This window comes from Achromobacter sp. PD1, from assembly GCF_048541815.1.
Lineage (GTDB): Bacteria > Pseudomonadota > Gammaproteobacteria > Burkholderiales > Burkholderiaceae_B > Achromobacter > Achromobacter bronchisepticus_A.
Window position 1 is genome coordinate 6,493,774 of record NZ_CP183349.1, and the last position, 23,054, is coordinate 6,516,827.

Annotated in this window: 26 protein-coding genes; 7 read left to right on the forward strand and 19 right to left on the reverse strand. The window is 66.0% G+C overall.

Features of this window, described 5'->3' with window-relative positions:
• Positions 1-9 precede the first annotated feature (9 nt).
• From ACM1PE_RS30630 to argB, 4 genes are all read right to left on the reverse strand, one after another.
• Positions 10-1,503 carry a DASS family sodium-coupled anion symporter gene (locus ACM1PE_RS30630; RefSeq protein WP_059378318.1) on the reverse strand — a complete coding sequence of 498 codons (1,494 nt, stop codon included), beginning with the start codon at positions 1,501-1,503 and terminating at the stop codon, positions 10-12.
• A 314-nt stretch (positions 1,504-1,817) separates the two neighbouring features.
• Positions 1,818-2,393, reverse strand: coding sequence for a nucleoid occlusion factor SlmA (gene slmA, locus ACM1PE_RS30635; protein ID WP_059378316.1), 576 nt, complete (start codon positions 2,391-2,393; stop codon positions 1,818-1,820).
• 51 nt (positions 2,394-2,444) lie between these two features.
• Positions 2,445-3,191 carry a pyrimidine 5'-nucleotidase gene (locus ACM1PE_RS30640; protein ID WP_059378314.1) on the reverse strand — a complete coding sequence of 249 codons (747 nt, stop codon included), beginning with the start codon at positions 3,189-3,191 and terminating at the stop codon, positions 2,445-2,447.
• Positions 3,191-4,093, reverse strand: coding sequence for an acetylglutamate kinase (gene argB / locus ACM1PE_RS30645; RefSeq protein WP_013396740.1), 903 nt, complete (start codon positions 4,091-4,093; stop codon positions 3,191-3,193). The genes ACM1PE_RS30640 and argB overlap by 1 nt, the downstream gene beginning before the upstream one ends.
• A 264-nt stretch (positions 4,094-4,357) precedes the next feature.
• Here argB and ACM1PE_RS30650 point away from each other — a divergent pair, with 264 nt between their 5' ends.
• Positions 4,358-5,146 (forward strand): MetQ/NlpA family ABC transporter substrate-binding protein, encoded by a 789-nt coding sequence (locus ACM1PE_RS30650; protein WP_059378311.1) that lies wholly within the window; start codon positions 4,358-4,360, stop codon positions 5,144-5,146.
• A 136-nt stretch (positions 5,147-5,282) separates the two neighbouring features.
• Here the strand turns inward: ACM1PE_RS30650 and ACM1PE_RS30655 are convergent, their stop codons facing one another.
• From ACM1PE_RS30655 to ACM1PE_RS30670, 4 genes are all read right to left on the reverse strand, one after another.
• On the reverse strand, positions 5,283-5,777 hold the full coding sequence (locus ACM1PE_RS30655) for a peroxiredoxin family protein (RefSeq protein ID WP_054457775.1): 495 nt from the start codon (positions 5,775-5,777) through the stop codon (positions 5,283-5,285).
• On the reverse strand, positions 5,774-6,514 hold the full coding sequence (locus ACM1PE_RS30660) for a BON domain-containing protein (protein ID WP_059378309.1): 741 nt from the start codon (positions 6,512-6,514) through the stop codon (positions 5,774-5,776). Before ACM1PE_RS30660 ends, ACM1PE_RS30655 begins: the two co-directional genes overlap by 4 nt.
• A complete protein-coding gene (locus tag ACM1PE_RS30665) occupies positions 6,511-7,104 on the reverse strand; it encodes a phosphoheptose isomerase (protein ID WP_054457773.1) in 594 nt (197 codons plus the stop codon). The genes ACM1PE_RS30660 and ACM1PE_RS30665 overlap by 4 nt, the downstream gene beginning before the upstream one ends.
• An 86-nt stretch (positions 7,105-7,190) precedes the next feature.
• Positions 7,191-7,673: a YraN family protein gene (locus tag ACM1PE_RS30670; RefSeq protein WP_059378308.1), complete on the reverse strand. Its 483-nt coding sequence runs from the start codon at positions 7,671-7,673 to the stop codon at positions 7,191-7,193.
• Between the two features lie 66 nt (positions 7,674-7,739).
• Between ACM1PE_RS30670 and rsmI the strand changes: the two genes are divergently transcribed.
• Positions 7,740-8,675 carry a 16S rRNA (cytidine(1402)-2'-O)-methyltransferase gene (gene rsmI / locus ACM1PE_RS30675; RefSeq protein WP_059378306.1) on the forward strand — a complete coding sequence of 312 codons (936 nt, stop codon included), beginning with the start codon at positions 7,740-7,742 and terminating at the stop codon, positions 8,673-8,675.
• Between the two features lie 3 nt (positions 8,676-8,678).
• The gene (locus tag ACM1PE_RS30680) at positions 8,679-9,263 is read left to right on the forward strand and encodes a methylated-DNA--[protein]-cysteine S-methyltransferase (protein WP_059378304.1); all 585 of its coding nucleotides are present in this window, start codon (positions 8,679-8,681) and stop codon (positions 9,261-9,263) included.
• Between the two features lie 16 nt (positions 9,264-9,279).
• Here the strand turns inward: ACM1PE_RS30680 and ACM1PE_RS30685 are convergent, their stop codons facing one another.
• Together ACM1PE_RS30685 and rapZ are read right to left on the reverse strand one after the other, a co-directional pair.
• Positions 9,280-10,242 (reverse strand): septal ring lytic transglycosylase RlpA family protein, encoded by a 963-nt coding sequence (locus ACM1PE_RS30685; RefSeq protein ID WP_059378302.1) that lies wholly within the window; start codon positions 10,240-10,242, stop codon positions 9,280-9,282.
• Positions 10,239-11,111 carry an RNase adapter RapZ gene (rapZ, locus tag ACM1PE_RS30690; RefSeq protein ID WP_059378358.1) on the reverse strand — a complete coding sequence of 291 codons (873 nt, stop codon included), beginning with the start codon at positions 11,109-11,111 and terminating at the stop codon, positions 10,239-10,241. Before rapZ ends, ACM1PE_RS30685 begins: the two co-directional genes overlap by 4 nt.
• A gap of 184 nt (positions 11,112-11,295) precedes the next feature.
• On the opposite strand from rapZ, the gene ACM1PE_RS30695 reads away from it, so the two are divergent.
• On the forward strand, positions 11,296-12,048 hold the full coding sequence (locus ACM1PE_RS30695; RefSeq protein ID WP_118933594.1) for a c-type cytochrome: 753 nt from the start codon (positions 11,296-11,298) through the stop codon (positions 12,046-12,048).
• Between the two features lie 12 nt (positions 12,049-12,060).
• The gene (locus ACM1PE_RS30700) at positions 12,061-13,344 is read left to right on the forward strand and encodes a c-type cytochrome (protein WP_419342056.1); all 1,284 of its coding nucleotides are present in this window, start codon (positions 12,061-12,063) and stop codon (positions 13,342-13,344) included.
• Positions 13,345-13,351: 7 nt separating this feature from the next.
• Here ACM1PE_RS30700 and ACM1PE_RS30705 read toward each other — a convergent pair whose 3' ends face one another.
• From ACM1PE_RS30705 to ACM1PE_RS30745, 9 genes are all read right to left on the reverse strand, one after another.
• On the reverse strand, positions 13,352-14,785 hold the full coding sequence (locus tag ACM1PE_RS30705; RefSeq protein ID WP_059378296.1) for a PLP-dependent aminotransferase family protein: 1,434 nt from the start codon (positions 14,783-14,785) through the stop codon (positions 13,352-13,354).
• A 22-nt stretch (positions 14,786-14,807) separates the two neighbouring features.
• Positions 14,808-15,734, reverse strand: coding sequence for an HPr(Ser) kinase/phosphatase (gene hprK, locus ACM1PE_RS30710; protein WP_013396727.1), 927 nt, complete (start codon positions 15,732-15,734; stop codon positions 14,808-14,810).
• Positions 15,735-15,755: 21 nt separating this feature from the next.
• Positions 15,756-16,211 (reverse strand): PTS sugar transporter subunit IIA, encoded by a 456-nt coding sequence (locus ACM1PE_RS30715; protein ID WP_006389881.1) that lies wholly within the window; start codon positions 16,209-16,211, stop codon positions 15,756-15,758.
• Between the two features lie 361 nt (positions 16,212-16,572).
• A complete protein-coding gene (hpf, locus tag ACM1PE_RS30720) occupies positions 16,573-16,911 on the reverse strand; it encodes a ribosome hibernation-promoting factor, HPF/YfiA family (protein WP_013396726.1) in 339 nt (112 codons plus the stop codon).
• A 222-nt stretch (positions 16,912-17,133) separates the two neighbouring features.
• Complete coding sequence (gene lptB / locus ACM1PE_RS30725; RefSeq protein ID WP_419342058.1) at positions 17,134-17,928, reverse strand: LPS export ABC transporter ATP-binding protein; 795 nt, start codon at positions 17,926-17,928, stop codon at positions 17,134-17,136.
• Between the two features lie 32 nt (positions 17,929-17,960).
• A complete protein-coding gene (gene lptA, locus ACM1PE_RS30730) occupies positions 17,961-18,590 on the reverse strand; it encodes a lipopolysaccharide transport periplasmic protein LptA (RefSeq protein WP_419342060.1) in 630 nt (209 codons plus the stop codon).
• Positions 18,587-19,219: an LPS export ABC transporter periplasmic protein LptC gene (gene lptC / locus ACM1PE_RS30735; RefSeq protein ID WP_059378289.1), complete on the reverse strand. Its 633-nt coding sequence runs from the start codon at positions 19,217-19,219 to the stop codon at positions 18,587-18,589. Before lptC ends, lptA begins: the two co-directional genes overlap by 4 nt.
• A gap of 37 nt (positions 19,220-19,256) precedes the next feature.
• A complete protein-coding gene (locus ACM1PE_RS30740; RefSeq protein WP_118933591.1) occupies positions 19,257-19,865 on the reverse strand; it encodes a KdsC family phosphatase in 609 nt (202 codons plus the stop codon).
• Positions 19,862-20,851 (reverse strand): KpsF/GutQ family sugar-phosphate isomerase, encoded by a 990-nt coding sequence (locus ACM1PE_RS30745; RefSeq protein ID WP_059378285.1) that lies wholly within the window; start codon positions 20,849-20,851, stop codon positions 19,862-19,864. Before ACM1PE_RS30745 ends, ACM1PE_RS30740 begins: the two co-directional genes overlap by 4 nt.
• Before the next feature lie 103 nt (positions 20,852-20,954).
• Here ACM1PE_RS30745 and purT point away from each other — a divergent pair, with 103 nt between their 5' ends.
• On the forward strand, positions 20,955-22,172 hold the full coding sequence (gene purT, locus ACM1PE_RS30750; protein ID WP_059378356.1) for a formate-dependent phosphoribosylglycinamide formyltransferase: 1,218 nt from the start codon (positions 20,955-20,957) through the stop codon (positions 22,170-22,172).
• A gap of 266 nt (positions 22,173-22,438) precedes the next feature.
• Complete coding sequence (locus tag ACM1PE_RS30755) at positions 22,439-22,984, forward strand: GbsR/MarR family transcriptional regulator (RefSeq protein ID WP_059378283.1); 546 nt, start codon at positions 22,439-22,441, stop codon at positions 22,982-22,984.
• The last annotated feature ends 70 nt before the right edge of the window (positions 22,985-23,054 follow it).

Consider the following 23,054-nt stretch of genomic DNA (forward strand, 5'->3'; position numbering starts at 1 on the left):
GCGACCTCCTTACAGCCAGCCCAGCCAGCGCCAGTAGGTCATGCCCATCAGCAGCATCAGCAGGTAGCCGACGATGGTGACGATGATGCCGACCTTGGCGAACTGCTTGGCGTTGAAGGTCTCGGTACCCAGGCACACCATGTTCTGCGGTGCGTTGATGGGCAGGATGAAGCCGTAGCTGACGACGAAGCCCAACAGCATGGTCATGCCCAGGCGGCTGAATTCGCCCGGCAGCGTGGCCAGCACCGAGATCAGGATCGGCAGCATGGCCGAGGTCAGCGCGGTGGCGCTGGCGAAACCCAAGTGGATGACGATGAGGAAGGCGGCCAGGATCGCGAAGATCGCCAGCGGTCCGAGGTGGTCCAGTCCGGTGTGCGCCACGACCTGGTTGCCCAGCCATTGGCCGGCCTGGGTCGTCAGCAGGGCGGTGCCCAGGCTGATGCCGACGCCGAACACGATCACGGTGCCCCATGGGATACGCGATTGCACGTCTTTCCAGGTCATCACGCCAAAGCGCGGCAGCAGCAGCAGGACCAGGCCGAAGTAGGTGGTCGAAGTGGTGTCGAACTTGTGCAGCTTGCCTTCGGTCGACCAGAACAGCAGCAGCATGAGCGACACGGCCATCAGGCGCTTTTGCGCGCCGGTCATGGGGCCCAGTTCAAGCAGCGACTTCTCGACGGCTTCCTTGCCTCCCGCGATGCTGTCGCTTTCCGGCGGCAGCAGCTTGAGCACGATGATGATCAGCACGGCCGACATGATCAGCGACCAGGGGGCGCCGGCGATCAGCCAGTCCGACCACGCCACGCGCTGGCCCAGCATCTTCTCCATGAAGCCCACGGTCAGCAGGTTCTGCGCCGCGGCGGTCTGGATGCCGACGTTCCAGATGCTGGTGGCCTGCGCCACGATGATCATGATGCCGGCGGCGATGTTGGAGCGCTTGTCCACGCCGAAGGCCGCGATGACGCCCATCATGATGGGCACCACGGCCGCGCTGCGCGCGGTGGCGCTGGGCACGACCAGGCTCAGCACGATGGTCACCGCGATACATCCGATCAGGATGCGGCGCGTGCTGGTGCCTACCTTGGACAGGGTCACCAGCGCGATGCGCCGGTCCAGCCCGGTGAATGTCATGGCCGCGGCAATGAACAAGGCGCCGGTGACCAGCGCCAGCGCCGAGTTCGAGAAGCCCGCCAGCGCCATGCTGATCGCGGCCGAGGTGCCGTAGATGACTTGCGGGTCTTTGATTGTCGGAGCCGTGCCCAGCAGGAAGGCCATCAGCGTCGTGATCATGATCGCGCTGGCTTCGTAGGACACGGCTTCGGTAATCCAGACCACCACTGCGAATGCCAGGATGGCGAGCATCCGGTGGCCCGCGACGGGCAGGTCGGCGGGCAAAGGCATCATCAGCACGCCGATCATCACTAGGACGCCGGCGACGAGTCCGATTGGAATTTTGGTTTTCTTTGGGGCTTGCGAGGCAGGGACGGCGGCTTGCGCGGTCATATCCATCTCCGGTTGAGGTCAAACTGCCGACACACCGCCCCGCGAGCAACGGGATAGGTCAAATCGGTGTGTCGACGCTACAGCATGATCGTGACGGCATTGCGGAAAACCCGTATTGATACTGATCAAGCCTGTGGAGATTTGGGCTTGTGGAAAACCTTTGACGGGCATTATGCTCGTCGCCCCGCGCCGCCGGCAAGCGGAGATTGTTGCATGGAACAATGCTAATAGGCGGGAATAGAGACGAAAAGGAAGTTAATTAGATCGTGCCACGATGCTAATCGGCGCCGAAGCCGGGAGGCGGCGCGGGTCGCTCAGCCCAGCGCCAGGCGCAGCTGTTCGTCCAGATGCAGCGTGGGCGCAATGCGCCACCCACTCTGCGCGTACCGCAGCCACCGGCCCAGCACCAGATGCGTCAGCAGGCTGGCATGCGCCGCGACATTGGCCTGCGGCGGCAGGCCGCCATCGGTGACGGCGATGCGCAGCGATTGCTTCAACGACGCCTCGATGCGGTCGTTGATGTGATTGATGCGTTCCTGCAGGCGGTTGTCTTCCGTGACCAGCGCATCGCCGGTCAGCACGCGCGTCATGCCCTTGTTGCGTTCCGAGAAGGTCAGCAGCATGGAAACGGTCTGGTGGGCCTGGGTCAGGCCATGGGGCTCGGCGATGGCGATCTGGTTCACCAGCGTGAAGATGCTGGTTTCGATGAATTCGATCAGCCCTTCGAACATCTGCGCCTTGCTGGCGAAGTGCCGGTACAACGCGGCTTCAGAGACTTCCAGGCGCGCGGCGAGGGCCGCCGTGGTGATGCGGGAGGCGTGCGGCTGCTCCAGCATCTCGGCCAGGGTTTGCAGAATCTGGGTCTTGCGCTCGCCGGGTTTGCTCGCCATGGAGGGGTCTGCTCTCGCGCAGGCTTGACGGTGGAGGGGAGGAGCGCGCCGCTATCCCCGCAGGGGGCGTCGGCGTAACAGCAAATCACTGACGGAGTTTACCCGCAAGTCGACGTAGGCCGGCCGCTGCGAGCGGCCGCGGGCGAACGGCGTGCCCGGGTGATACACGTGAACGGTGCGCAGGCCGGCCTGGCGCGCGCCGCGCAGATTGGCCAGGGTGTCTTCCACCAGCACCGCGTTGCGTGCCTGCACGCCTTCGCGGGCCAGCACATGGCGCAACAAGGCGGGCGAAGGCTTGGGCCGGAACTCGCCATGCAGGCGCATGTGCTCGATGGCCCAGAGGCTGTCGAACTGCCGCAGGATCCCCAGGCGCGCGAGCACGGCGCGGGCGTAGTGCAGCGGCGCGTTGGTCAGCAGCACCTTGCGGCCCGGCAGCCGGCTCAGCTTGTAGGCCAGCGCCTTTTCCGCGCGCACCAGCGGACCGACATCGAAGTCGTGGCTGCGGTGCAGGAACTCATGGGGGTCCACGCCATGATGCCGGACCATGCCTATCATGGTGGCGCCGTAGCGTTTCCAGTACTGCGAGCGCAGGCGGTTGGCGGTGTCGATGTCGACGTTCAGCGCCTCGACCACGGCCATGGTCATGCCGTGGTCGATCTTCGGGAAGATGGCGTGCGAGGTGTCGTGGAGCGTATTGTCCAGGTCGAACAGCCACAGGCGCTCGGAGTCGCCCGCGGCCGCGCGGCGCGAGCGGCGCATGCGCACCGCCGGCCGCAGCAGGTAACGCTGTGCCCGCATCAGTGCGAGCTGATCATCGTGCCCACGCCCTGGTCGGTCAGGATTTCCAGCAGCAGGCAGTGCGGCACGCGGCCGTCGACGATGTGCACGGAGTTCACGCCGTTCTTGGCGGCGTCCAGCGCGGACGAGATCTTGGGCAGCATGCCGCCGGAGATCGTGCCGTCGGCGAACAGCTCGTCGATGGTTTGGGCCGACAGGCTGCGCAACAGCTTGCCGCCCTTGTCCAGCACGCCCGGGGTGTTGGTCAACATCAGCAGCTTTTCGGCACCCAGCACTTCCGCCATCTTGCCGGCGACGACGTCGGCGTTGATGTTGTAGGCCGTGCCGTCCTCGCCATAGCCGATGGGCGAGATGACGGGGATGAACTGGTCGTCCTGCAGCGCCTTGACCACGGCCGGTTCGACCATGGTGATGTCGCCCACGAAACCGATGTCGATGGGTTCGGACGGATTGTCCTTGTTGGCCATCAGCTTCTTCTGGGCCTGGATCAGTCCGCCGTCCTTGCCGGTCAAGCCCACGGCCTTGCCGCCGACCTCGTTGATCATCATGACGATGTCCTGCTGGACCTGGCCGCCCAGCACCCATTCGACCACTTCCATGGTCTCGGCGTCGGTGACGCGCATGCCCTGGATGAAGGTGCCTTGCTTGCCGATGCGGCGCAGCGCGTCGTCGATCTGCGGACCGCCGCCGTGCACCACCACCGGATTCAGACCCACCAGCTTCAGCAGCACGACATCGTGCGCGAAGCTGCGCTGCAGACGCTCTTCCGTCATGGCGTTGCCGCCGTACTTGACCACGATGGTCTTGCCGTGAAATCGTCGGATATACGGCAGTGCTTCAGACAGCACAGCGGCTTTGACAGCAGGAGACGAAACGGCAGCAGGGTCGGGGGTGTCGGTCATGGCAGCTAAGTCGGCAAATATACGTATGAGTGGTTAGAAAAAATGCCTGCACAAAAACGCGTTCGGGACGCGGTAGCGCAAGCATACGACGGATTGTAGTACCCACAGGTTTCTTATGCTTTAAACCCATGTTCATATGCCCGACAAATAACCGGCATTCAGGTAAATTGGGGGCGTTTTCGCAACGGCGACCCCCGCAAAAGGGGGCGAGGCCGCACCGGCAGGGCATCAGCCCCTAATTTTTACCCATAAAAGAGGCAACACATGCGTTTGAACTTTGTCCGGTCCGCTCTGGCGGCGTCGGTGTTCCTGGTGGCGGCGAACGCCGCCCATGCCGAAAAAATCGTGGTGGGCGCGACCCAGGTTCCCCATGCCGAGATCCTGGAAGTGGTGAAGCCGCAGCTGGCCAAGGAAGGCGTGGAACTCGACATCAAGGTGTTCAGCGACTACGTGCAGCCCAACCTGCAACTGGCCGACAAGCAGCTCGACGCCAACTTCTTCCAGCACAAGCCCTACCTGGATTCCTTCAACAGGGACCGCAAGGCCACGCTGGTGCCGGTGGCCCTGGTGCACGTCGAGCCCTTCGGCGGCTATTCCAAGAAGATCAAGAGCCTGTCCGAACTCAAGGACGGCGCAACCGTCGCGATCCCGAACGATCCCTCCAACGGCGGCCGCGCGCTGGTGCTGCTGCAGAAGCAAGGCGTGATCAAGCTGAAGGATCCGTCCAACATTCTGGCGACGGCCGCGGACGTGGTCGAGAACCCCAAGAAGCTGAAGTTCCGCGAACTGGAAGCCGCCATGCTGCCGCGCTCGCTGGATGACGTGGACCTGGCGCTGATCAACACCAACTACGCGCTGGAAGCCGGCCTGGTCCCGACGAAGGACGCCTTGTTCATCGAAGGCTCGGATTCGCCCTACGCCAACATCCTGGTGACCCGCGAGGACAACAAGGACGCGCCGGGCATCAAGAAGCTGGTGCAGGCCCTGCACACGCCCGAGGTGAAGAAGTTCATCCAGGACAAGTACAAGGGCGCCGTGGTTCCGGCGTTCTGATTCCGGCCCGTCGCGGCCTGATCTGGAAACCGCCCGCCGTGGGCGGTTTTTCTTTTGGGCGCCGCCGCGGCGGGGCCGGTCGCCGGACGAAAAAAAACCGCCCTGTCGGGGCGGCCATTTTGGGGGGCTGCGGGGCTCAGCCTGCCGCCAGGGCCTTTTCCACGGTGGCGTGGAACTCCGCCACGTCGTATTCGCCCAGGTAGCGCTTGATGATGCGGCCTTGCTTGTCGATCAGGAAGGCCGTGGGCGTCAGGCGGATGTCGCCGAAGGCGCGGGCGATGTCGCCCTTGGTGTCCAGGGCCACCGGGAACGGCAGCTTGCGCGTTTCGGCGAAGTTCAGCACGAAGTTGGGCGGGTCGTAGTTCATGGCGACCGCGACCGCCTGGTAGCCCTTGGCGGCGTACTCGTTGTAGGCCGAGATGGTTTCCGGCATTTGCTTCACGCAGGTCACGCAGCTGGTGGCCCAGAACTTGACCAGCACGACCTTGCCGCGCAGATCCTGCATCGAGAAGGTCTTGCCTTCCAGCGTGGTGAAGGTGACGTCGGGCGCGGTCTGGGCGGGGCGCATGACGAACCAGGCGCCGATGCCGACCGCCACCAGGACGGCCAACGCGATGATGGCTTTCTTCATTTGATGGGCATGGCCTCTACGCCGCTGCTGGTGCCGGCCGCGTTGTCGCTCGCTGCGCCGGCGCCGCTCTCGATGGGCGCTTTGGTTTCCGTGGAAGTGTTGGACTTGGAACCGGTATTCGACAGCCGGATGGCTTCCTCGCGGCTGATCGTCTCGAACAGTTTAACCACCTTGGCCACGCCGCCGACGTCGGCGGTGGCGTTGGCGGCATATTCGCCTTCGGCCTGCGTCACCTTGCCCATCAGGTAGACCACGCTGTGGTCGGTCGTGACCGCGATGGTGCCGGACGGCACGTACTTGGTGTTGAGCAGGGCGGTCTTGACCTTGGAGGTCAGCCAGGTGTCGTTGGAGCGCGTGCTGAATGAGGCGATGGGGCCGACGTTCAGCTGGTTGATGACCTGTTTGACGTTTTCCACGCCTTGGGCGATGGCGGTGGCCTGGTTCTTGGCCTCTTCGGTGGGGACGTCGCCGGTCAGCAGCAGATGGCCGCCGTAGGCCATGGCATTCACGCGGGCGGTGTCGCCCAGCTTCTGCGAGATCTGGCTCTGCGCCTTGAACGCCATGTTCTGGTCTTCGAGCTGGATGCCGGAGGTGCGGCGGTCGGTCACGACGACCGCGGTGGTGGCGGCCGCGCCGCCCACGATCAGGGGCGCGCAGGCCGACAGCGAGAGCGCGGCGGTGGAGAGCGCCGCGGCGAGCATCAACGGGCGGACTGCGGTACGGACGTCAGAAATCATTCGGTGTCTCCAAGCAGAAGAGCGTCAATGCCGTCGCACAGCGCGTGCAGCAGCAGAATATGGACTTCCTGGATGCGCATCGTGCGATCGCTGGGAACACATAGATGGACGTCCATCGGCGTAATGAGTTCCCCCATGACGCCGCCGCCCTTGCCGGTCAGGGCAAGCACGTGCATCTCGCGGGCGCTGGCGGCTTCCATGGCGCGCACCACGTTGGGGGAGTTGCCGCTGGTGGATATGGCTACCAGCACGTCGCCAGCCTGGCCGAAGGCGTTGACCTGGCGTTCGAAGATTTCGTCGAAGCCGTAGTCGTTGCCCACCGCGGTGAGGATCGAGGTGTCGGTGTTGAGGGCGATGCCGGCCAGGGGCAGGCGTTCGCGTTCGAAGCGGCCCACCAGTTCGGCGATGAAATGCTGCGCATCGGCGGCCGAGCCGCCATTGCCGCAAGCCAGAATCTTGCCGTTGTTTGCCAGGGCGCCGAACAGCACGTCCACCGCCACTGCCAGCGGCTCGGCCAGGACGTTCATGCTTTGTTCGCACGCAGCCATGGCGTCGCGAAAGTGCGACGTCATTCGAGAGGTCATATCCATGGGCGCGATTATCTCACGGGGCCGAGGCGTGGTTCTGTCCAGGCGTAACGACTGTTAGGCAGGTCGTTACCGGGGCGGCGCGGACTTCAGGCCTGCCAGAACGCGCCGCGCAGCCACTGGGGATCGCCGGCGTCGAAGACGACCGCGTCAAAGCGCGCCGCCGGCAGCCTGCCGCGCCAGTGGCGCCGGGCCAGCTCCGGCAGCCAGCAGGCCGCGGCGCTGGCCAGCCGTGCCTGCTTGTCCGGGCCGATGCTGGCTGCGGCGCCGCCGTAGCGGCTGGGGCCGCGCGATCGGACCTCGACGAACACCAGCGTGTCGCCTTCGCGCATGGCCAGGTCGATCTCGCCGGCGCGGGTCTGCAGATTGCGCGCCAGCAGGACCAGGCCGCGCGACTGCAGCAGGCGCAAGGCGGCGTCCTCGTGGTGGTCGCCCTTGCGTTGGGCGGGCGAGCGTCGCGGGGGCGGGCGATCCGCTGGCGCCGCGCGCGCGGCACGGCGCCGGCGTTTGGCGGCGCGGCCGCGGGCGGCCAGGGCCAGTTCGCAGGCCAGTCGCAAGGTGTCATCCGTCATGGGCGCTCCGGAAGTCGCGGGCATAGGCGGCTACACTGACATGGTTTCCCGTGTCTGTAGGCTGCAATGAATCAAAATGTCTCACCTCCCCCTGCCGGAGATGCCTGGTCTCGCGTTTCTGAACGCGTGGCGGGGCAGCATTGGCCCGCTGCGACGCTGTATGTCGTGGCCACGCCGATCGGCAACCTGGGCGACCTGGGGCTGCGCGCCTGGCACGCTTTGCAGCGGGCCGATGTAATCGCCGCGGAAGACACGCGCGCCAGCCGCGCCTTGCTGGACGCCTGGGGCGTGGGTACGCCGCTCATGGCCGCCCACCGCCACAATGAAGCTGCCGCGGCCCAGGCCATTTGCGAGCGTCTGGCCCAGGGCCAGCGCGTGGCGCTGGTGTCCGACGCCGGCGCGCCCGCCGTCAGCGATCCGGGCGCGCGCATTGTGCGCGCCGTGCGCGAAGCCGGCTTCGGCGTGGTGCCGGTGCCTGGTCCCAGCGCGGTCATCGCCGCGCTGATGGGTAGCGGCGTTACCACCGACGAAAACCCGGGCTATGCCTTTGCCGGATTTCCTCCGCCCAAGGCGGCGGCGCGCCAGCGCTGGCTGCGCACCTGGTGCGCCTTGCCCGCGCCGGTCGTCATGTTCGAATCGCCGCACCGGCTCGCGGCCACGCTGGCCGACCTGCTGGAAGTGTGCGGCCCCGACCGTCTTCTGACCGTGGCGCGCGAACTGACCAAGCGTTTCGAGGAGATCGCAACGTTCCCGATGGGCGAAGGCGCGGCCTGGCTGGCTGCGGACTCGCACCGCGAGCAGGGCGAATTCGTGCTGATCGCGCACGCGCCCGCGGAACAGGAAGCGGATGAAGAGGCCGATCCGCGCACCGATGCGCTGCTGGACGCCTTGCTGGAGTCGCTGTCCTTGCGCGACGCCGCGCGCGTGGCCGCCAAGGTTTCCGGCCTGCCGCGCGACGTGCTGTACAACCGGGCCCTGGCCCGCAAGAAATCGGCGGAGTAAGACATGGTGTATTCGACTATCGTGTCCAACAAGCCCGCGGATCCCGACGAACGCCTGGTCTACCGCGACATTTCCACGCCGCTGGGCGACATGCGTCTGGTCGCCAGCGCCAAGGGCCTGCGTGGCGCCTGGTTCACAGATCAGGAACTGCTGCCCGCGGCGGATGGCTGGATCCTCACGGACTCCGATCCCATCCTGGAGCAGGCGCGCCGCGAACTGGAAGAATGGTTCGCCGGCAAGCGCCGCGTCTTCGACGTGGTGCTGGATCCCGTCGGCACCACTTTCCAACACCAGGTCTGGCATGCGCTGTGCGACCTGGAATTCGGCGTGCTGGCCAGCTACGGCGACCTGGCGCGCACCGTGGGGCGGCCCAAGGGCGCGCAGGCGGTCGGCGGCGCCGTCGGACGCAATCCGATCAGCATCATCATTCCCTGTCATCGCGTGATCGGGGCCGACACCTCGCTGACCGGCTTCGGCGGCGGGCTGCCGCGCAAGCAGGCCTTGCTGGCGCACGAAGGCAATCGCTACCGCAGCCGTAGCGCAAGCGCGCGCCGGGTGTGCGACGGTCAGGCCGAACTGCCCTGGTAGGCGGGCAGCGGGGCGTTTACTGCGAGGCGATGCTGGGCAGGATGCCGATGCGGTCCGACACCATCGGCACGGCGTCCAAGGCGCTCTGCCGGTCGGGGTAGGGGCCGATCTTGACCCGATACAGATTGTTTGACTGTTCGACCGATGCGGGCGGCGCGCCTTCGGCGCCCAGCTGCGTGTTGATGCGGCTGACCAGCGATTGCGCATTGGCCGGCTGGCTGAACGCGCCCACCTGCAGATAGACGCTGCCGATGCCGCCCGCTGCCGGCTGGCGCACCGGCGCGGAACCCGGAGCGGGCCCCGACAGGGGTTCGGCCGCCAGCGCCACCGGCACGGCGGCGATGGGCGCGGCCACGGGCGACGAACCCGTGGCCGATGCGGGTTCGGGTATGGCCGTGGCAGGCGCGCCCTGCGAGGCCAGCCGCCGGATCTCGTCCTGCGGGATGGCTTCCACGATCACCTGGCCGCTGCCGGGGCCGATGATGCCCAGCTTGTACGCGGCGACATAGGACAGGTCCATGATGCGGTCGCTGTGGAACGGGCCGCGGTCGTTCACCCGCACGATGATGGTCTTGCCGTTGACCATGCTGGTGACGCGGGCGTAGCTGGGCAGTGGCAGCGTGGTGTGGGCGGCCGTCATGGCGTACATGTCGTAGGACTCGCCGATGGACGTGGAATTGCCGTGGAACTTCTTGCCGTACCACGAGGCGGTGCCGCGCTTTTTATAGGGCTGGCCGCTGGTGTCCGGCACATAGCGCTGGCCGAACACCACATACGGCCGGTTCGCGCCGCTGGCATAGGGTTCGATCCTGGGCACCGCGTCGGGCACCTGGTCCAGGTTCGAGGGCGGATTCGCGTCTGGCCCGTCGTCCTTGTAATACCCGCCGCCCTTCTTGCGTCCGCCGGTGGAAGAGCAGCCAGCCACGGCAATGGCCAGCAGCAGCATCATGAACAGGCGGGTCGGGCGGGACAGGGTCATGCGGATTCGTCAGGCAGTTGGGTGCGATGGCGCACCAGCAGCGGGTCGTGGTCGGCAAAACGCAGCGCCAGCTGTTCGACCACGTACACCGAACGGTGCTGGCCGCCGGTGCAGCCGATGGCGACCGTAAGGTAATTGCGGGTGTCTTGCGTGTATTGCGGCAGCCAGCGGTTCAGGAAACCGGCGATGTCGTCGATCATCTGCCCCACCAGGTCGAAGCCCGCCAGCCAGGCGGCCACGGGTTCGTCACGGCCGGTCAGCGGCCGCAGGTCGCGGTCGTAGTAGGGGTTGGGCAGGCAGCGCACGTCGAACACCAGGTCCGCGTCGCGCGGCACGCCGCGCTTGTAGGCGAAGGACTCGAAAGTCAGCACCAGCGGCGCGCGGTCGGCCTTGATCAGGTCGCGGATCCAGACGCGCAGTTGGCCCGGCGTCAGGTCCGAGGTGTCGATGACGTGTTCCTGTTCGCGCAGCGGCGCGAGCAGTTCGCGCTCCACAGCGATGCACTCGGACAGCGTCGGGGTCTTGCCACCGTGCTGCAGACGGTCGGTCAGCGGGTGGCGGCGGCGCGATTCGGAATAGCGCTGCACCAGCGTTTCCGTGCTGGCGTCCAGGAAGACCACGCGCAGGCTGGTGCCCATGGCGCGCAGCGCGGTGACCACGTCGGGCAGTTCGGCCAGTTCGCCGGGGGAGCGGACGTCGATGGCGACCGCGACGCGCTCCATGCCGTCATCGCGGGCGTTGGCGATGAACTCGGTCAGGAACCGCACGGGCAGGTTGTCGACGCAGGTATAGCTTGCGTCCTCAAGCATGCGCAGGGCGACGGACTTGCCTGAGCCTGAGATGCCGGTGACGAGGACGACTTTCAACATGGACATGATTGTGGCACGCTTTTCGAGGACGATGCCGGCGGGATGACATCTGATATGGCCGTAAACTGCCAATCTGCGCCTGTACCGCTTTGGTCCCCCTGGCGTAAGCTGGGGGCCGGATACTCGACAGATTCACATACGCGCCCCGCCGTCATGCGTTTCGGGGGAATGGAATTCGACCTAGATGTTAGCCTTCATTTCCTTTCGTAGTGTTTCACTGCCGCGTTTTTGGGCAATTTCCCTATTTGGGGTGGCTGCCGCCTTCCTGGCAGCGCCCGCGCCGGCCCAGCCTGCGCCCCAGGAAATCCTGCGCCCGGACACCATGGACGCCCGCGTCGCCGCCTGTACGGCCTGTCATGGTGCGCAGGGCCGGGCCGGCAACGACGGCTACTATCCGCGCCTGGCGGGCAAGCCTCAGGAGTACCTGTACCACCAGCTGCTCAACTTCCGCGACGACCGGCGTCAGTACCGGCCCATGACGCATTTGTTGACCGGCCTGCCCGACGACTACCTGCGCGAGATCGCCGCGTATTTTTCCTCGCAGCATGTGCCGTATCCGCCGCCGACGCGCGCCGACGTCTCCGCCGCCACGCTGGAAGCCGGGCGCAAGCTGGCCCTGAACGGTGACGCCGCGCGCGGTCTGCCCGCCTGTGCCGCCTGTCACGGTGCCGCTCTGGGCGGCGTGTTGCCCGCCATTCCCGGCTTGCTTGGCCTGCCGCGCGACTACATCGGTTCGCAGATCGGCAGCTGGAAGAACGGCTTGCGCCGCGCTGCCGAGCCGGACTGCATGGCCGACATCTCCAACAAACTCACTCCCCAGGACATCGGCGCGCTGGCCGCGTGGCTGTCCTCGCAACCCGTCGTGGAACCCTACGCGCCAGAAGCCGCGGGTTCGATACGCCTGCCCGCGGAATGCGGCAGCCAGGCGCAACGGTAAGGGAGAGGCCGGATGTCGATCATGAAGAAAGTCCTGTCCGCCCTGTTGCTGCTCGCGATCGTAGCCATGGGCGGCCTCTACTGGTTCGGTACGCGCGACGATGCCAGCACCGGTCCCGCCGCGGCCGCGGCGGATGCCGCGACGCTGGTGGAGCGCGGCCGCTACCTTGCGCTCGCTGGCAATTGCATGGCCTGCCACACCAGCCGGGGCGGCAAGACGCTGGCGGGCGGCACGCCGATCCCTACGCCGTTCGGCACGGTGTACGGCCCGAACCTCACGCCCGACGACAAAACCGGCATAGGCGCCTGGACCGCGGACGATTTCTGGCAGGCGCTGCACAACGGCAAGTCGCGCGACGGCACGCTGCTGTATCCCGCTTTCCCTTATACGGAATACACGCGCGTGACCCGCGCCGATTCCGACGCGTTGTACGCCTATCTGCGCACCGTGGCGCCCGTGGACCAGCCCAACCGGCCGCCCGAGATGGAATTCCCCTACGACCAGCGGGCGCTGCTGGCCGCCTGGCGCGCGCTGTACTTCAAACCGGGCGTGCAGGAGGCGGACGCAGGGCAATCGGTGCAGTGGAATCGCGGCCGATATCTGGTCGAAGGCCTGGGGCATTGCGCCGCCTGCCATACGCCGCGCAACACCCTGGGGGGGCTGCGTTCGGCCGACCCATTGGCCGGCGGCGTGATCCCGGTGCTGGATTGGTACGCGCCGCCGCTCACCAACGATATGGAAACCGGCATGGGCAGATGGTCCGCCGAAGACATTGCAGCCTTGCTCAAGACTGGCATTTCGAAGCATTCCAGCGCCAGCGGGCCCATGGCCGAGGTGGTGCTGGGCAGTACGCAGCATCTGACCGATGCGGACGCACTGGCCATCGGCGTCTATATCAAATCCCTGCCCGCCACGGCGGCTTCGACTGAGCGTACGCGGACCGCTGTCGCGCCAGCCGCCATGGAACTGGGCGGCAAGATCTACCGCCAGCAATGCGTGCAATGCCACCAGTCAGCGGGCGAGGGCAGCGGCACGGCCTGGCCCGCGCTGGCGGGCAATCCGACCGTGACGGCGCCGTCGCCTGTCAACGCGATCCGCATGGTGCTGGACGGCGGCTATGCCCCGGCCACGGCGGCGAACCCGCGGCCTCACGGCATGCCGCCCTTCGGGCAGCTGCTCAACGACGGCGACATCGCGATGCTGGTGACGTATATCCGCAATAGCTGGGGCAACGAGGCGGGCGGCGTGACCCCGCTGGAAGTCAAGCGCGCGCGCGCCGCATCGACGTTGAACTGACGCGGAATCAGCGCGCTCGCGCGGCCTGCGCGCAGGCCGCGCGAGCCAACTCGCCGAGTACGCGGATGGCAGCCTGCGAGGCCGCGTCCCAAGGGTGCCCGTAGTTCAGGCGCAGCGCGCTGCCGAACTGGCCGCTGGCCGAAAAGATCGGCCCCGGCGCCACGCTGATGCCGCGCGCGAGCGCCTGGCGATGCAGCGTCAGCGCATCCACGGCGGCCGGCAGTTCCAGCCACAGGAAGAACCCTCCTTGCGGACGCGTCACGCGCGTGCCGGCCGGGAATTCCTGGGCGATTGCCTCGGCCATGCGCTGCTGCTGTGTCTGCAGCGTTTCGCGCAAGCGGCGCAGGTGGCGGTCGTAGCCGCCTTGCTCCAGATATTCGGCGATGGCGCCCTGGGCGGGGCCGGAAGCCGATAGCGTCGACGACAGTTTCAGGCGCTGCACGCGTTGCGCGTAGCGTCCGGCCGAGGTCCAGCCGATGCGGTAGCCCGGCGCCAGGCACTTGGAAAAAGACGAGCAATGCAGCACCAGCCCCTGGGTGTCATAGGCCTTGGCGGGTACCGGCCGCACCGATCCGAAATACAGCTCGCCGTACACATCGTCTTCGATCAGCGGAATATCGTGGCGCGCAAGCAGCTGGACCAGCTGGCGCTTTTTTTCATCGGGCATCAGGCTGCCCAGCGGGTTCTGGAACTGCGTCATCAGCCAGCAGGCGCGGGGCGCATGGCGCTCGATGGCGGCCTGCATTGCGTCCAGGTCGATGCCGGTGCGCGGATGCGTCGGTATTTCCAGTGCCTTCAGCCCGTGGCGCTCGAGCGCCTGCAAGGCGCCATAGAACGTGGGAGCCTCGACCATGACCGTGTCGCCAGGCTGCGTGACTGCTTGCAGGCAGAGGTTCAGCGCTTCCAGCGCGCCGTTGGTGACGACGATGTCGCCGGCTGGCACGTTGATGCCGCCGATCAGGTAACGCAGCGCGATCTGGCGGCGCAGGCCCGGATTGCCAGGCGCCAGGTCTTCCACCGTGTCCAGCGGATCCTGGCGCTTGAGGTGCACGGCCATGGCCTGGGCCAGCCGCGGCAGCGGGAACAGCAACGGGGAAGGGAAGGCGGAGCCCAGCGGCGTCACCTCGCGGTTGCGCACTGAGCCGAGAATGTCGAAGATGCGCTCGCTGATCGCGAGCTCCGTTGAGTCGCCATCCGGAGTGGACGCGCCGGGTTCCGGTGGCAGGGATGCGGCAGGGGCGTTGACGTAGTAACCGGAGCGCGGCTGCGCCCGGATCAGGCCTTGCGCTTCCAGCAGGTAGTAGGCCTGGAACACCGTCGACGGGCTGAGGCCGCGCGCCGCGCACGCGTCCCGCACGGAGGGCAGCTTGTCGCCCGCGCGCAGCACGCCGTCGCGGATCGACTTGGCGATCTCGGCGGCCAGGTTTTCATACAGGTTCAAGCTGCCGCCGGACGACGCGCGCCTACTTGCTGCTTTGCAGGATCGCCATGGCCTGGCGTTCCATGAATTCGCCCAGCGTATCGATGCCGCGCAGCTTCAGGATGGTATTGCGCACGGCGGCCTCGACCAGCACCGCCAGATTGCGGCCCGCAGCCACTTGCAGCATGACCTTGCGCACCGGCAGGCCCAGCATGTCCTGCGTGATGTCTTGCAGCGGCAGGCGCTCGAACTTGTCTTGCGCGGTGGCGCGCACCAGGTGCACGATGAGCTTGAGGCGCATCTTGCGGCGTACGGAGGTCTCGCCGAAGATGGTGCGGATATCGAGCAGGCCCAGGCCGCGCACTTCCAGCAGGTTCTGCAGCAGCTGCGGACAGTGGCCTTCGATCATGTTGGGGGCGGTGCGCGAGAACTCCACGGCGTCGTCGGCCACCAGGCCGTGTCCGCGCGAAATCAGTTCCAGCGCCAGTTCGCTCTTGCCCAGGCCGGATTCACCGGTGATCAGCACGCCCAGTCCCAGCACGTCCAGGAACACGCCATGCACGGTGGTGGTGGGCGCCAGTTTCTTGCCCAGGTAGATGCGCAGCAGGTCGATCAGTTGCGCCGCCGCCACCGGCGTGGACAAGAGCGGCACCTGATGCTGGTCGCACTGGTCGATGAGGTCTTGCGGCGGGGTCAGGCCGTCGGCCAGCAGGATCGCGGGTACGCCGCCGATCAGCAGCTCGTCCATGTGGTGCATGCGGCGGCGCAGGTCGAAGCGGGTGTAGTACGCCAACTCTTCCTGTCCGAACACCTGGATGCGGGACGGGTGGATCAGGTTCAAGTGGCCGACGAGGTCCGCGGCCGACATGCCGTCGTCGGGAATCGCGCGGTCCGCGGCGCCCTGGCCGGAAATCCAGTTAAAGGGGATTTTGTCGGCGTTGTCGTCGACGAGTTCCTGCACCGTGAGCATGGCTGCGCTTCCGCGTGGAGTTCAGAGTTGGCCGGTCGTGAGCATCTTATGGACGACAGCGGGATCGGGCTCTGTGGCCAGGGCCTCGCGCAAGGCCTTGTTCGACATGAGCTGCGCCAGTTCGGCCAGGATGTCCAAGTGCTGCTGCGTGGCCGTTTCCGGCACCAGCAGGCAAAGCAGCATCGACACGGGCTGCCCGTCGGGCGCATCGAAAGTGATGGGCTGGGCCAGGCGGATGAAGGCCGCCAGGGCCTGTTCCAGGCCCTTCACACGGCCATGCGGCACCGCCACGCCCTGTCCGAGCGCGGTGGAGCCCAGGCGCTCCCGGGCGAACAGGCTGTCGAAGACGAGCGCGCGCGCCAGGCCATGGTTGTTTTCAAAGAGAAGGCCGGCCTGTTCGAACGCACGTTTCTTGCTCGTTGCGAGCATATCGAGCACGACGTTGCCGGCGGGTAGGATGCGCGACAAATGATTCATCGGATCATTATATGGTTATATGACGCACTGCAATAATCGGCCTCTGAGATGCGTACTCGGCTCGGTCGCATCATGGGGCGGCAAGAGCGACAGCATAGACCGATAGCGGCGGATTGTGGGCATTCTTGCGCCCGGCGGCGAGGGTGACCCTGGGGAAAGCGTCGGAAACGTGGAAAAACGGAATCGCCGGCGAGGCCGGGAATGGGGGACAAGGAAGGGGGATACTGCGGGAGGCACTACAAGGAGGGAAGTTTGCCGATGCCCCAGCCGGACGTTGCGTCTAGCGGGACACCGGGACTCAGGCAGGATTACTAGAATCGCTGTTTAGCTAGTCTCGCAGTGCGAGTGCTCATGAAGCGCGTTACTGCTGGGGTGGCGTTAGATTCGCCGCTTGCCGCTTCACGGACTCCGCCGTGTGACTTCGTACCTTGTCCTTGTGCTTGATGACCTGACGGTCGACTTTGTCAGCAAGAAGGTCTATGGCTGCATAGAGATTTTCATCGGTTGCTTCACAATGAATGTCCTTACCGCTTAGACGCATGGTGATTTCGGCTCTATGCCGCAGGGGCTCTACCGAGAGCATGACCTGGGTATCGATGACGTGATCGAAATGCCGCAGCACTCGCGCCAGTTTGTTCATGACATATTCCCGGATGGCCGGGGTGACGTCGAGGTGACGACCGCAGATGCTCAGGTTCATAGTGTGCTCTCCTTCTAAAAGAGGAAAAAAAGGTGCGCAAAAAGCGCGGCTGATTCGTTAGGCGTTCTCCTTGATTGAGCGGGTTCGTTTAGTACTAGTGTATAGACTCGGGCCGATAAAACAAGCTGACCTAGCGCAAGTTCATGGCATTTTTATGGCTGAGGCCCCAGGGTGCATGCGCCTTTGCGCAGGCGGCGCCTAGGGGTCTTCCCCAGGGCCGCATTACATGCGGAAATGCTCTCCCAGATACACCCGGCGCACGGCGGGATCGCCCACGATTTCGTCGGGGTGGCCGTCGGTCAGGACCTTGCCTTCGCTGATGATGTAGGCGCGGTCGCAGATGCCCAGGGTTTCGCGCACGTTGTGGTCGGTGATCAGCACGCCGATGCCGCGGCCCTTCAGGAAACGCACGATGCGCTGGATCTCGATCACCGCGATGGGATCCACGCCGGCGAAGGGTTCGTCCAGCAGGATGAAGCGCGGGCTGGTCGCCAGCGCGCGCGCGATTTCCACGCGGCGGCGTTCGCCGCCCGACAGGGAGATGGCGGCGTTGCTGCGGATGTGGCCGATCTGCAGTTCTTCCAGCAGCGATTCCATCTGCTCGTTGATCTTGGGCGTGGACAGCGGACGTCCATCCAGCCCCAATTGCAGTTCCAGCACGGCGCGGATGTTCTGTTCCACCGTCAGGCGGCGGAACACGGAGGCGTCCTGGGGCAGGTACGACAGACCCATGTGCGCGCGCTTGTGGATCGGCATCGAGGTGATGACGGAGCCGTCGATCTCGATGCGGCCCGCATCCGCGGGCACCAGGCCCACGATCATGTAGAAGCTGGTGGTCTTGCCGGCGCCGTTGGGGCCGAGCAGGCCGACCACTTCGCCGCTGACCACGGACAGGGACACGTCCTGCACCACGGTCCGGCCGTTATAGGTCTTGCGCAAGCCGGTTGCGCGCAGGCTGCCCTGCTTGACGCCCGAAGGCGCGGAGGTTACCGGAGTCGGCACTGAAGGTTGGTTCATCGTGGCTGCGAGTGGTGTTGCATGGGAGGCGTTCAACGCCCCTTCTTGGCTGCCTGCTGCTTGCGGCATTCGGCGATGGCCGCATCCGACTTGGCGCGCGGTTCAGCCACCGAACGGACCCGGCCGCCGGCCGCGGCGGAGTTGGGGCCGCCATGGGCTTCGTAGGTGCCGGTCTTCTCGTTGTAGCGTACCCGCTCGCCGCGAATGGTATCGAACGGTTTCCCACAGACGTAGCGGATCACGACCGCCTGGCCGATCAGGTCGAAGGTGCTCTTGGAGCCGTCGTATTCGGCGCGCAGGCCCGTGCCTTCGATGAGTTCGAAGGTTTCCGGGCGTTCCTGGCGGATGGTCACAATCTTGCCCTTGTTGGCGGTGGCCGTGCCGAACTGGTTGCCTTGCGCGTCTTCGTTCATTTCCAGCAGGTCGGACGTCAGGGTCATGAGGCCGCGCGTCATGTTGACGTTGCCCGTGAAGACGCTCTTCTTCTTCACGTCGTCGTAGTGCAGGGTGTCCGACAGGATCAGCGTGCTGGGCTCTTCAGCCGGCGTCGCTGCCTTGGGCGCCGGATCCGCGGCATGGGCCGGGGCCAGCGCCGAGGCCGTCAGCAGGATGGCGCCGAGCAAGCGGGTCGTCGGGGCAAGGAGAATCCGGAGGTCGGTCATGGTTTTTTCTGGTCAGTGTTGTTGGCGGGAATTTCGGTCCGGCGTTGCTGCCTGCCTTCGGAACCGGCAATTTCCACATCGGTCGATGCCGAAACCTGCAGTTGGCGCGTTTTGTTGTTGTAGTGCATGCCCGTGCCGTTCATGCGCGAACGGCCCTTGATGACTTCCGCCGGCAGGTCGGTGTAGACCACGTCGTCGTCGGGCAAGATGATCAGCTGCTGGCTGCGCACGTCCAGCAGGTCGTTATTGGCGTCCGGCTGGCGGCGCACGTGGGCGTCGCCGTTCATGACGATGCGCTTGCCGCCTTGCTCCATCACCGCGGTCTTGGAGACAGCCACGGTGATGGGGTTGTCCTCGCGCTGGCCCACGGCGCGCGGCGAGGTCACGTGATAGGAATCGTCATCCGGAAAATGTTCAGCGTAGTCGCCTTCCAGCCGGTTGATGGGCTTGCCGTTCGGATCCGTGCGCAGCATGATGAAGTCGCGCGACCAGGCGTCCATTTCGTGGGTGACGCGGCGTGGCGGATCCGTCTGGATGGCCCGCTGCGCGTAATCCGCCGCCCACCACGAGCTGGCGACCAGCACCAGCAGCAGGAACAGCGCGATCAGGGATGGAAAACGTTCTTTCATCGGGTCTGCCGCAAGGGCGTATGAGTTGTCCTGGCGATCATTGGATGGCGCCCGGGCCGAGCAGGCCTGGCGCCGCCAGGAAGGCGCCAAGGCGTCCCTGGGCCGCCAGCAGCAGGTCGCAGCATTCGCGCACGGCGCCGTTGCCGCCGGCGTGCGTGGAGACCCAGTGGGCGGCCTGGCTGACGTAGCCCGGCGCGTTCGGCACGCTGGCGGCGAAGCCGGCGCGCTGCAGGGCCGGCAGGTCGATGACATCATCGCCCATGTAGCCGGTCTGGTTCAGTTGGACACCGGAGCGCTGCGCAAGTTCGGCCAGGGCGCCACCCTTGTCCCGCACGCCCTGGATGACCTCGGCGATACCCAGCTCGGCCGCGCGGCGCGCCACGATGGGGCCGGAGCGTCCGGTCATCAGCGCAACCTTCAGGCCGCCTTCCATCAGCAGGCGCAGTCCGTGGCCGTCCAGCACGTTGAAGCGCTTTTGCAGTTCGCCGTTGTCGCCGTAATAGAGGCTGCCGTCGGTCAGCACGCCGTCCACGTCGAACACCATCAGGCGCACCGCGGCGGCGCGTTCGCGCACGCCGGCGGGGATGCGGGCCAGGACCAGCGCTTCGGCCGGATGCGTCACGGGTACAGAAAGAGTCATAGTCATACCACTTTGGCGGCCATCAGATCATGCATGTGCAGGGCGCCGAGCAGAACGCCGTCGCTGTCCAGCACGAGCATGTGGTTGAGCCGTTGTTTGTCCATTTGCTGGGCCGCCTCGACGGCCAGCGCGTCGGGAGTGATGCTGCGCGGCGAGCGCGTCATGCCGGATTCGACGGTCAGGCTGCGGATGTCGCCCTGGCGGGCAATCAGTCGGCGCAGGTCGCCGTCGGTGAAGATGCCTAGGGGGCGGCGCTGCGCGTCGGTCACGACGGTCATGCCCATGCCTTTGGCGGACATGACCTCGAGCGCCTGCGATACCGGGGTGCCGGCCATGACGATGGGCAGGGCGTCGCCCTGGCGCATGACGTCGCGCACGTGGGTCAGCAGGCGGCGGCCGAGCGCGCCGCCCGGGTGCGAGCGCGCGAAATCCTGCGGGCCGAAGCCGCGGGCCTCCAGGCAGGCGACGGCCAGGGCATCGCCCAGGGCCAGCGCGGCAGTGGTGCTGGCGGTGGGCGCCAGATTCAGCGGGCAGGCTTCCTGGGCCACGCTGGCGTCCAGGTGGACGTCGGCCAGCCGGGCCAGTTCGGACTGCGGGTTGCCGGTAATGGCGATCAGCTTGGCGCCCATGCGGCGGGCGACGGGCAGGATCGTCAGCAGTTCCTGGCCGGAGCCGGAATAGGAAATCGCGATGAGGACGTCGTCCTGGGTGATCATGCCCAGATCGCCGTGGACGGCCTCGGCGGCGTGCACGAAAAAGGCCGGCGTGCCGGTGGAGGCCAGGGTCGCCGCGATCTTGCGGGCCACGTGGCCGGTCTTGCCGATGCCGCTGACGACCACCCGGCCGCGGCAGGCCAGCAGCATCGCGACGGTCTGCGTGAAGCTGTCGTCCAGCCGGGCCGACAGGTCCATCAGGCCCTGGCATTCGATCTGCAGCGTTCTGCGCGCAGATGCCAGCGCGGTCTCGGACGATGTTGTGGGATGGTCAGTCATACGTGGATTTTAATATCAGTATGCGGGTTTGCCCCCGGAAAGGGCGTATGGCATGCTGGCGGGTCATTTCAACGGCTTTCCAACTTTTTTCCAGGCCCGCTCCATGTCCAGCATTTCCAGCCCCGTTCTTGGCACGCCCCTGTCCCCCTTGGCCACCCGCGTCATGCTGCTCGGGTCCGGCGAATTGGGCAAAGAGGTCATCATTGCCCTGCAGCGGCTGGGCGTGGAAGTCATTGCCGTGGATCGGTACGCCGACGCTCCGGGCCACCAGGTGGCGCACCGGGCGCATGTGGTCTCGATGACGGACCCGCAGGCCCTGCGCAAGGTCATCGAACAGGAACGGCCCCACGTTATTGTCCCCGAAATCGAAGCCATTGCCACCAATTTGCTGGTGGAGCTGGAAGCGGCGGGCGTGGCCCGGGTGACGCCGACCGCCCGCGCGGCCCAGTTGACCATGAACCGCGAGGGCATCCGCCGGCTTGCGGCCGAGACCCTGGGACTGCCGACCTCGCCCTACCGTTTTGTCGACACCGAAGAAGAATTGCGCGCGGCCATCGACGGCGGCATCGGCTATCCCTGCGTCATCAAGCCCGTCATGTCCTCCTCGGGCAAGGGCCAGTCCGTGATCAAGAGCGCCGACGACGTCGAGTCCGCCTGGCGCTATGCCCAGGAGGGCGGCCGGGTGGGCGGCGGGCGCGCCATCGTCGAGGGCTTCATCCGCTTCGACTACGAAATCACCCTGCTGACCGTGCGCGCCCGCGGCGCGGACGGCCAGGTCGAAACCCGCTACTGCGAACCCATTGGCCACAAGCAGGTCGACGGCGACTACGTGGAAAGCTGGCAGCCGCACCCGATGTCTCCCGCCGCGCTGCAGCGTTCGCGCGACATCGCGCTGGCGGTCACTTCCAACCTGGGCGGCCTGGGCATCTTCGGCGTGGAGCTGTTCGTGGCCGGCGACCAGGTCTGGTTCTCGGAAGTCAGCCCGCGTCCGCACGACACCGGCATGGTCACCATGATCACCCAGGTCCAGAACGAATTCGAACTCCACGCCCGGGCGCTGCTGGGGCTGCCGGTGGACACCAGTCTGCGCCAGCCCGGCGCCAGCAGCGTCATCTACGGCGGCGTCGAGGCCGCCGCGGTCTCGTTCCACAACGTGGCCGAAGCGCTGGCCGAACCCGGCACCGACATCCGCCTCTTCGGCAAGCCCGAATCCTTCGTCAAGCGCCGCATGGGCGTGGGCCTGGCCGTGGCCGAGGACGTGGCGGCGGCTCGCGCCAAGGCCAAGCGGGTGTCGGCGGCGGTGTCCGTCAAGGCCGGCTAAAGCCTTTTTCCGTTTTCCCTAGCGGCCACCAGCTCACCGGCTGGTGGCCGCTTGCGTTTGTCGGCGGCTTTAGGCAAAGGCCGGAGAAGGCCGTCTGTCACTGCCGCGACATCATGTCTTGAGATCATCCCCCTGCCGCCAGTGTGGTTTGCGCTTTCGCATGGATTGTTTGATAATTTCGGAAATTCCAGAATTTTCTGAAATCGGTGTAACGGTTCTTATCGGCCAGGACCACGCGTCCTGGCCTTGTCGGCGTAGCGCGATCCATGGCCCTGTCCCCTCAAAACGAACGATTCGTCCTGCATTTCGGCGAAATGGGCAGCCGGTGGGGCGTGAACCGCACGGTCGGCCAGATCTACGCCCTCCTGTTCCTGTCGCCCAAGCCGCTGAACGCCGATGACATCGCCGAAACCCTCGGCTTCTCGCGCTCCAACGTCAGCCTGGGGCTGAAGGAGCTGCAGTCCTGGCGGCTGGTCAAGCTCATGCATCAAGTCGGCGACCGCCGCGACTACTTCGAAACTCCCAAGGACGTCTGGGAGATCTTCCGCATCCTGATGGAAGAAAAGCGCAAGCGCGAAATCGATCCCACGCTGACCCTGCTGCGGGACACCCTGTTGGAACCCCCGTCGGGTCCGGATGAGGCGTACGCGCAACAGCGCATGAACGACATGCTGGAGCTCATCGAACTGTCTACCGGATGGTTCGATGAGGTTCAACGACTGCCGCCAGAAACCCTGCAGAACCTGATGAAGCTCGGTTCGAAAGTGCAGAAGGTGCTGGGTTTCGCCGGCAAATTGCGGGGCAAGGGCTGAGCCTGATCCGCCCCGATTTTTCAGGAAACCTCTATGAAGTTGTATGCAACGCTCGTAACATGGCGCGAGA

What these genes read in the sequence shown, in the direction of transcription:
- lptB (WP_419342058.1), bottom strand. Translation starts at nt 17,928, where the DNA reads ATGAACCAACCTTCAGTGCCGACTCCGGTAACCTCCGCGCCTTCGGGC.
- hpf (WP_013396726.1), bottom strand. Translation starts at nt 16,911, where the DNA reads ATGAACCTGAGCATCTGCGGTCGTCACCTCGACGTCACCCCGGCCATC.
- ACM1PE_RS30640 (WP_059378314.1), bottom strand. Translation starts at nt 3,191, where the DNA reads ATGCGGGCACAGCGTTACCTGCTGCGGCCGGCGGTGCGCATGCGCCGC.
- ACM1PE_RS30670 (WP_059378308.1), bottom strand. Translation starts at nt 7,673, where the DNA reads ATGACGGATGACACCTTGCGACTGGCCTGCGAACTGGCCCTGGCCGCC.
- ACM1PE_RS30745 (WP_059378285.1), bottom strand. Translation starts at nt 20,851, where the DNA reads ATGACTGACCATCCCACAACATCGTCCGAGACCGCGCTGGCATCTGCG.
- slmA (WP_059378316.1), bottom strand. Translation starts at nt 2,393, where the DNA reads ATGGCGAGCAAACCCGGCGAGCGCAAGACCCAGATTCTGCAAACCCTG.
- lptC (WP_059378289.1), bottom strand. Translation starts at nt 19,219, where the DNA reads ATGAAAGAACGTTTTCCATCCCTGATCGCGCTGTTCCTGCTGCTGGTG.
- ACM1PE_RS30715 (WP_006389881.1), bottom strand. Translation starts at nt 16,211, where the DNA reads ATGAATCATTTGTCGCGCATCCTACCCGCCGGCAACGTCGTGCTCGAT.
- purT (WP_059378356.1), top strand. Translation starts at nt 20,955, where the DNA reads ATGTCCAGCATTTCCAGCCCCGTTCTTGGCACGCCCCTGTCCCCCTTG.
- ACM1PE_RS30695 (WP_118933594.1), top strand. Translation starts at nt 11,296, where the DNA reads ATGTTAGCCTTCATTTCCTTTCGTAGTGTTTCACTGCCGCGTTTTTGG.
- ACM1PE_RS30650 (WP_059378311.1), top strand. Translation starts at nt 4,358, where the DNA reads ATGCGTTTGAACTTTGTCCGGTCCGCTCTGGCGGCGTCGGTGTTCCTG.
- hprK (WP_013396727.1), bottom strand. Translation starts at nt 15,734, where the DNA reads ATGCTCACGGTGCAGGAACTCGTCGACGACAACGCCGACAAAATCCCC.
- ACM1PE_RS30685 (WP_059378302.1), bottom strand. Translation starts at nt 10,242, where the DNA reads ATGACCCTGTCCCGCCCGACCCGCCTGTTCATGATGCTGCTGCTGGCC.
- ACM1PE_RS30740 (WP_118933591.1), bottom strand. Translation starts at nt 19,865, where the DNA reads ATGACTATGACTCTTTCTGTACCCGTGACGCATCCGGCCGAAGCGCTG.
- ACM1PE_RS30630 (WP_059378318.1), bottom strand. Translation starts at nt 1,503, where the DNA reads ATGACCGCGCAAGCCGCCGTCCCTGCCTCGCAAGCCCCAAAGAAAACC.
- ACM1PE_RS30700 (WP_419342056.1), top strand. Translation starts at nt 12,061, where the DNA reads ATGTCGATCATGAAGAAAGTCCTGTCCGCCCTGTTGCTGCTCGCGATC.
- rapZ (WP_059378358.1), bottom strand. Translation starts at nt 11,111, where the DNA reads ATGTTGAAAGTCGTCCTCGTCACCGGCATCTCAGGCTCAGGCAAGTCC.
- ACM1PE_RS30755 (WP_059378283.1), top strand. Translation starts at nt 22,439, where the DNA reads ATGGCCCTGTCCCCTCAAAACGAACGATTCGTCCTGCATTTCGGCGAA.
- lptA (WP_419342060.1), bottom strand. Translation starts at nt 18,590, where the DNA reads ATGACCGACCTCCGGATTCTCCTTGCCCCGACGACCCGCTTGCTCGGC.
- ACM1PE_RS30660 (WP_059378309.1), bottom strand. Translation starts at nt 6,514, where the DNA reads ATGATTTCTGACGTCCGTACCGCAGTCCGCCCGTTGATGCTCGCCGCG.
- argB (WP_013396740.1), bottom strand. Translation starts at nt 4,093, where the DNA reads ATGACCGACACCCCCGACCCTGCTGCCGTTTCGTCTCCTGCTGTCAAA.
- ACM1PE_RS30665 (WP_054457773.1), bottom strand. Translation starts at nt 7,104, where the DNA reads ATGGATATGACCTCTCGAATGACGTCGCACTTTCGCGACGCCATGGCT.
- ACM1PE_RS30680 (WP_059378304.1), top strand. Translation starts at nt 8,679, where the DNA reads ATGGTGTATTCGACTATCGTGTCCAACAAGCCCGCGGATCCCGACGAA.
- rsmI (WP_059378306.1), top strand. Translation starts at nt 7,740, where the DNA reads ATGAATCAAAATGTCTCACCTCCCCCTGCCGGAGATGCCTGGTCTCGC.
- ACM1PE_RS30655 (WP_054457775.1), bottom strand. Translation starts at nt 5,777, where the DNA reads ATGAAGAAAGCCATCATCGCGTTGGCCGTCCTGGTGGCGGTCGGCATC.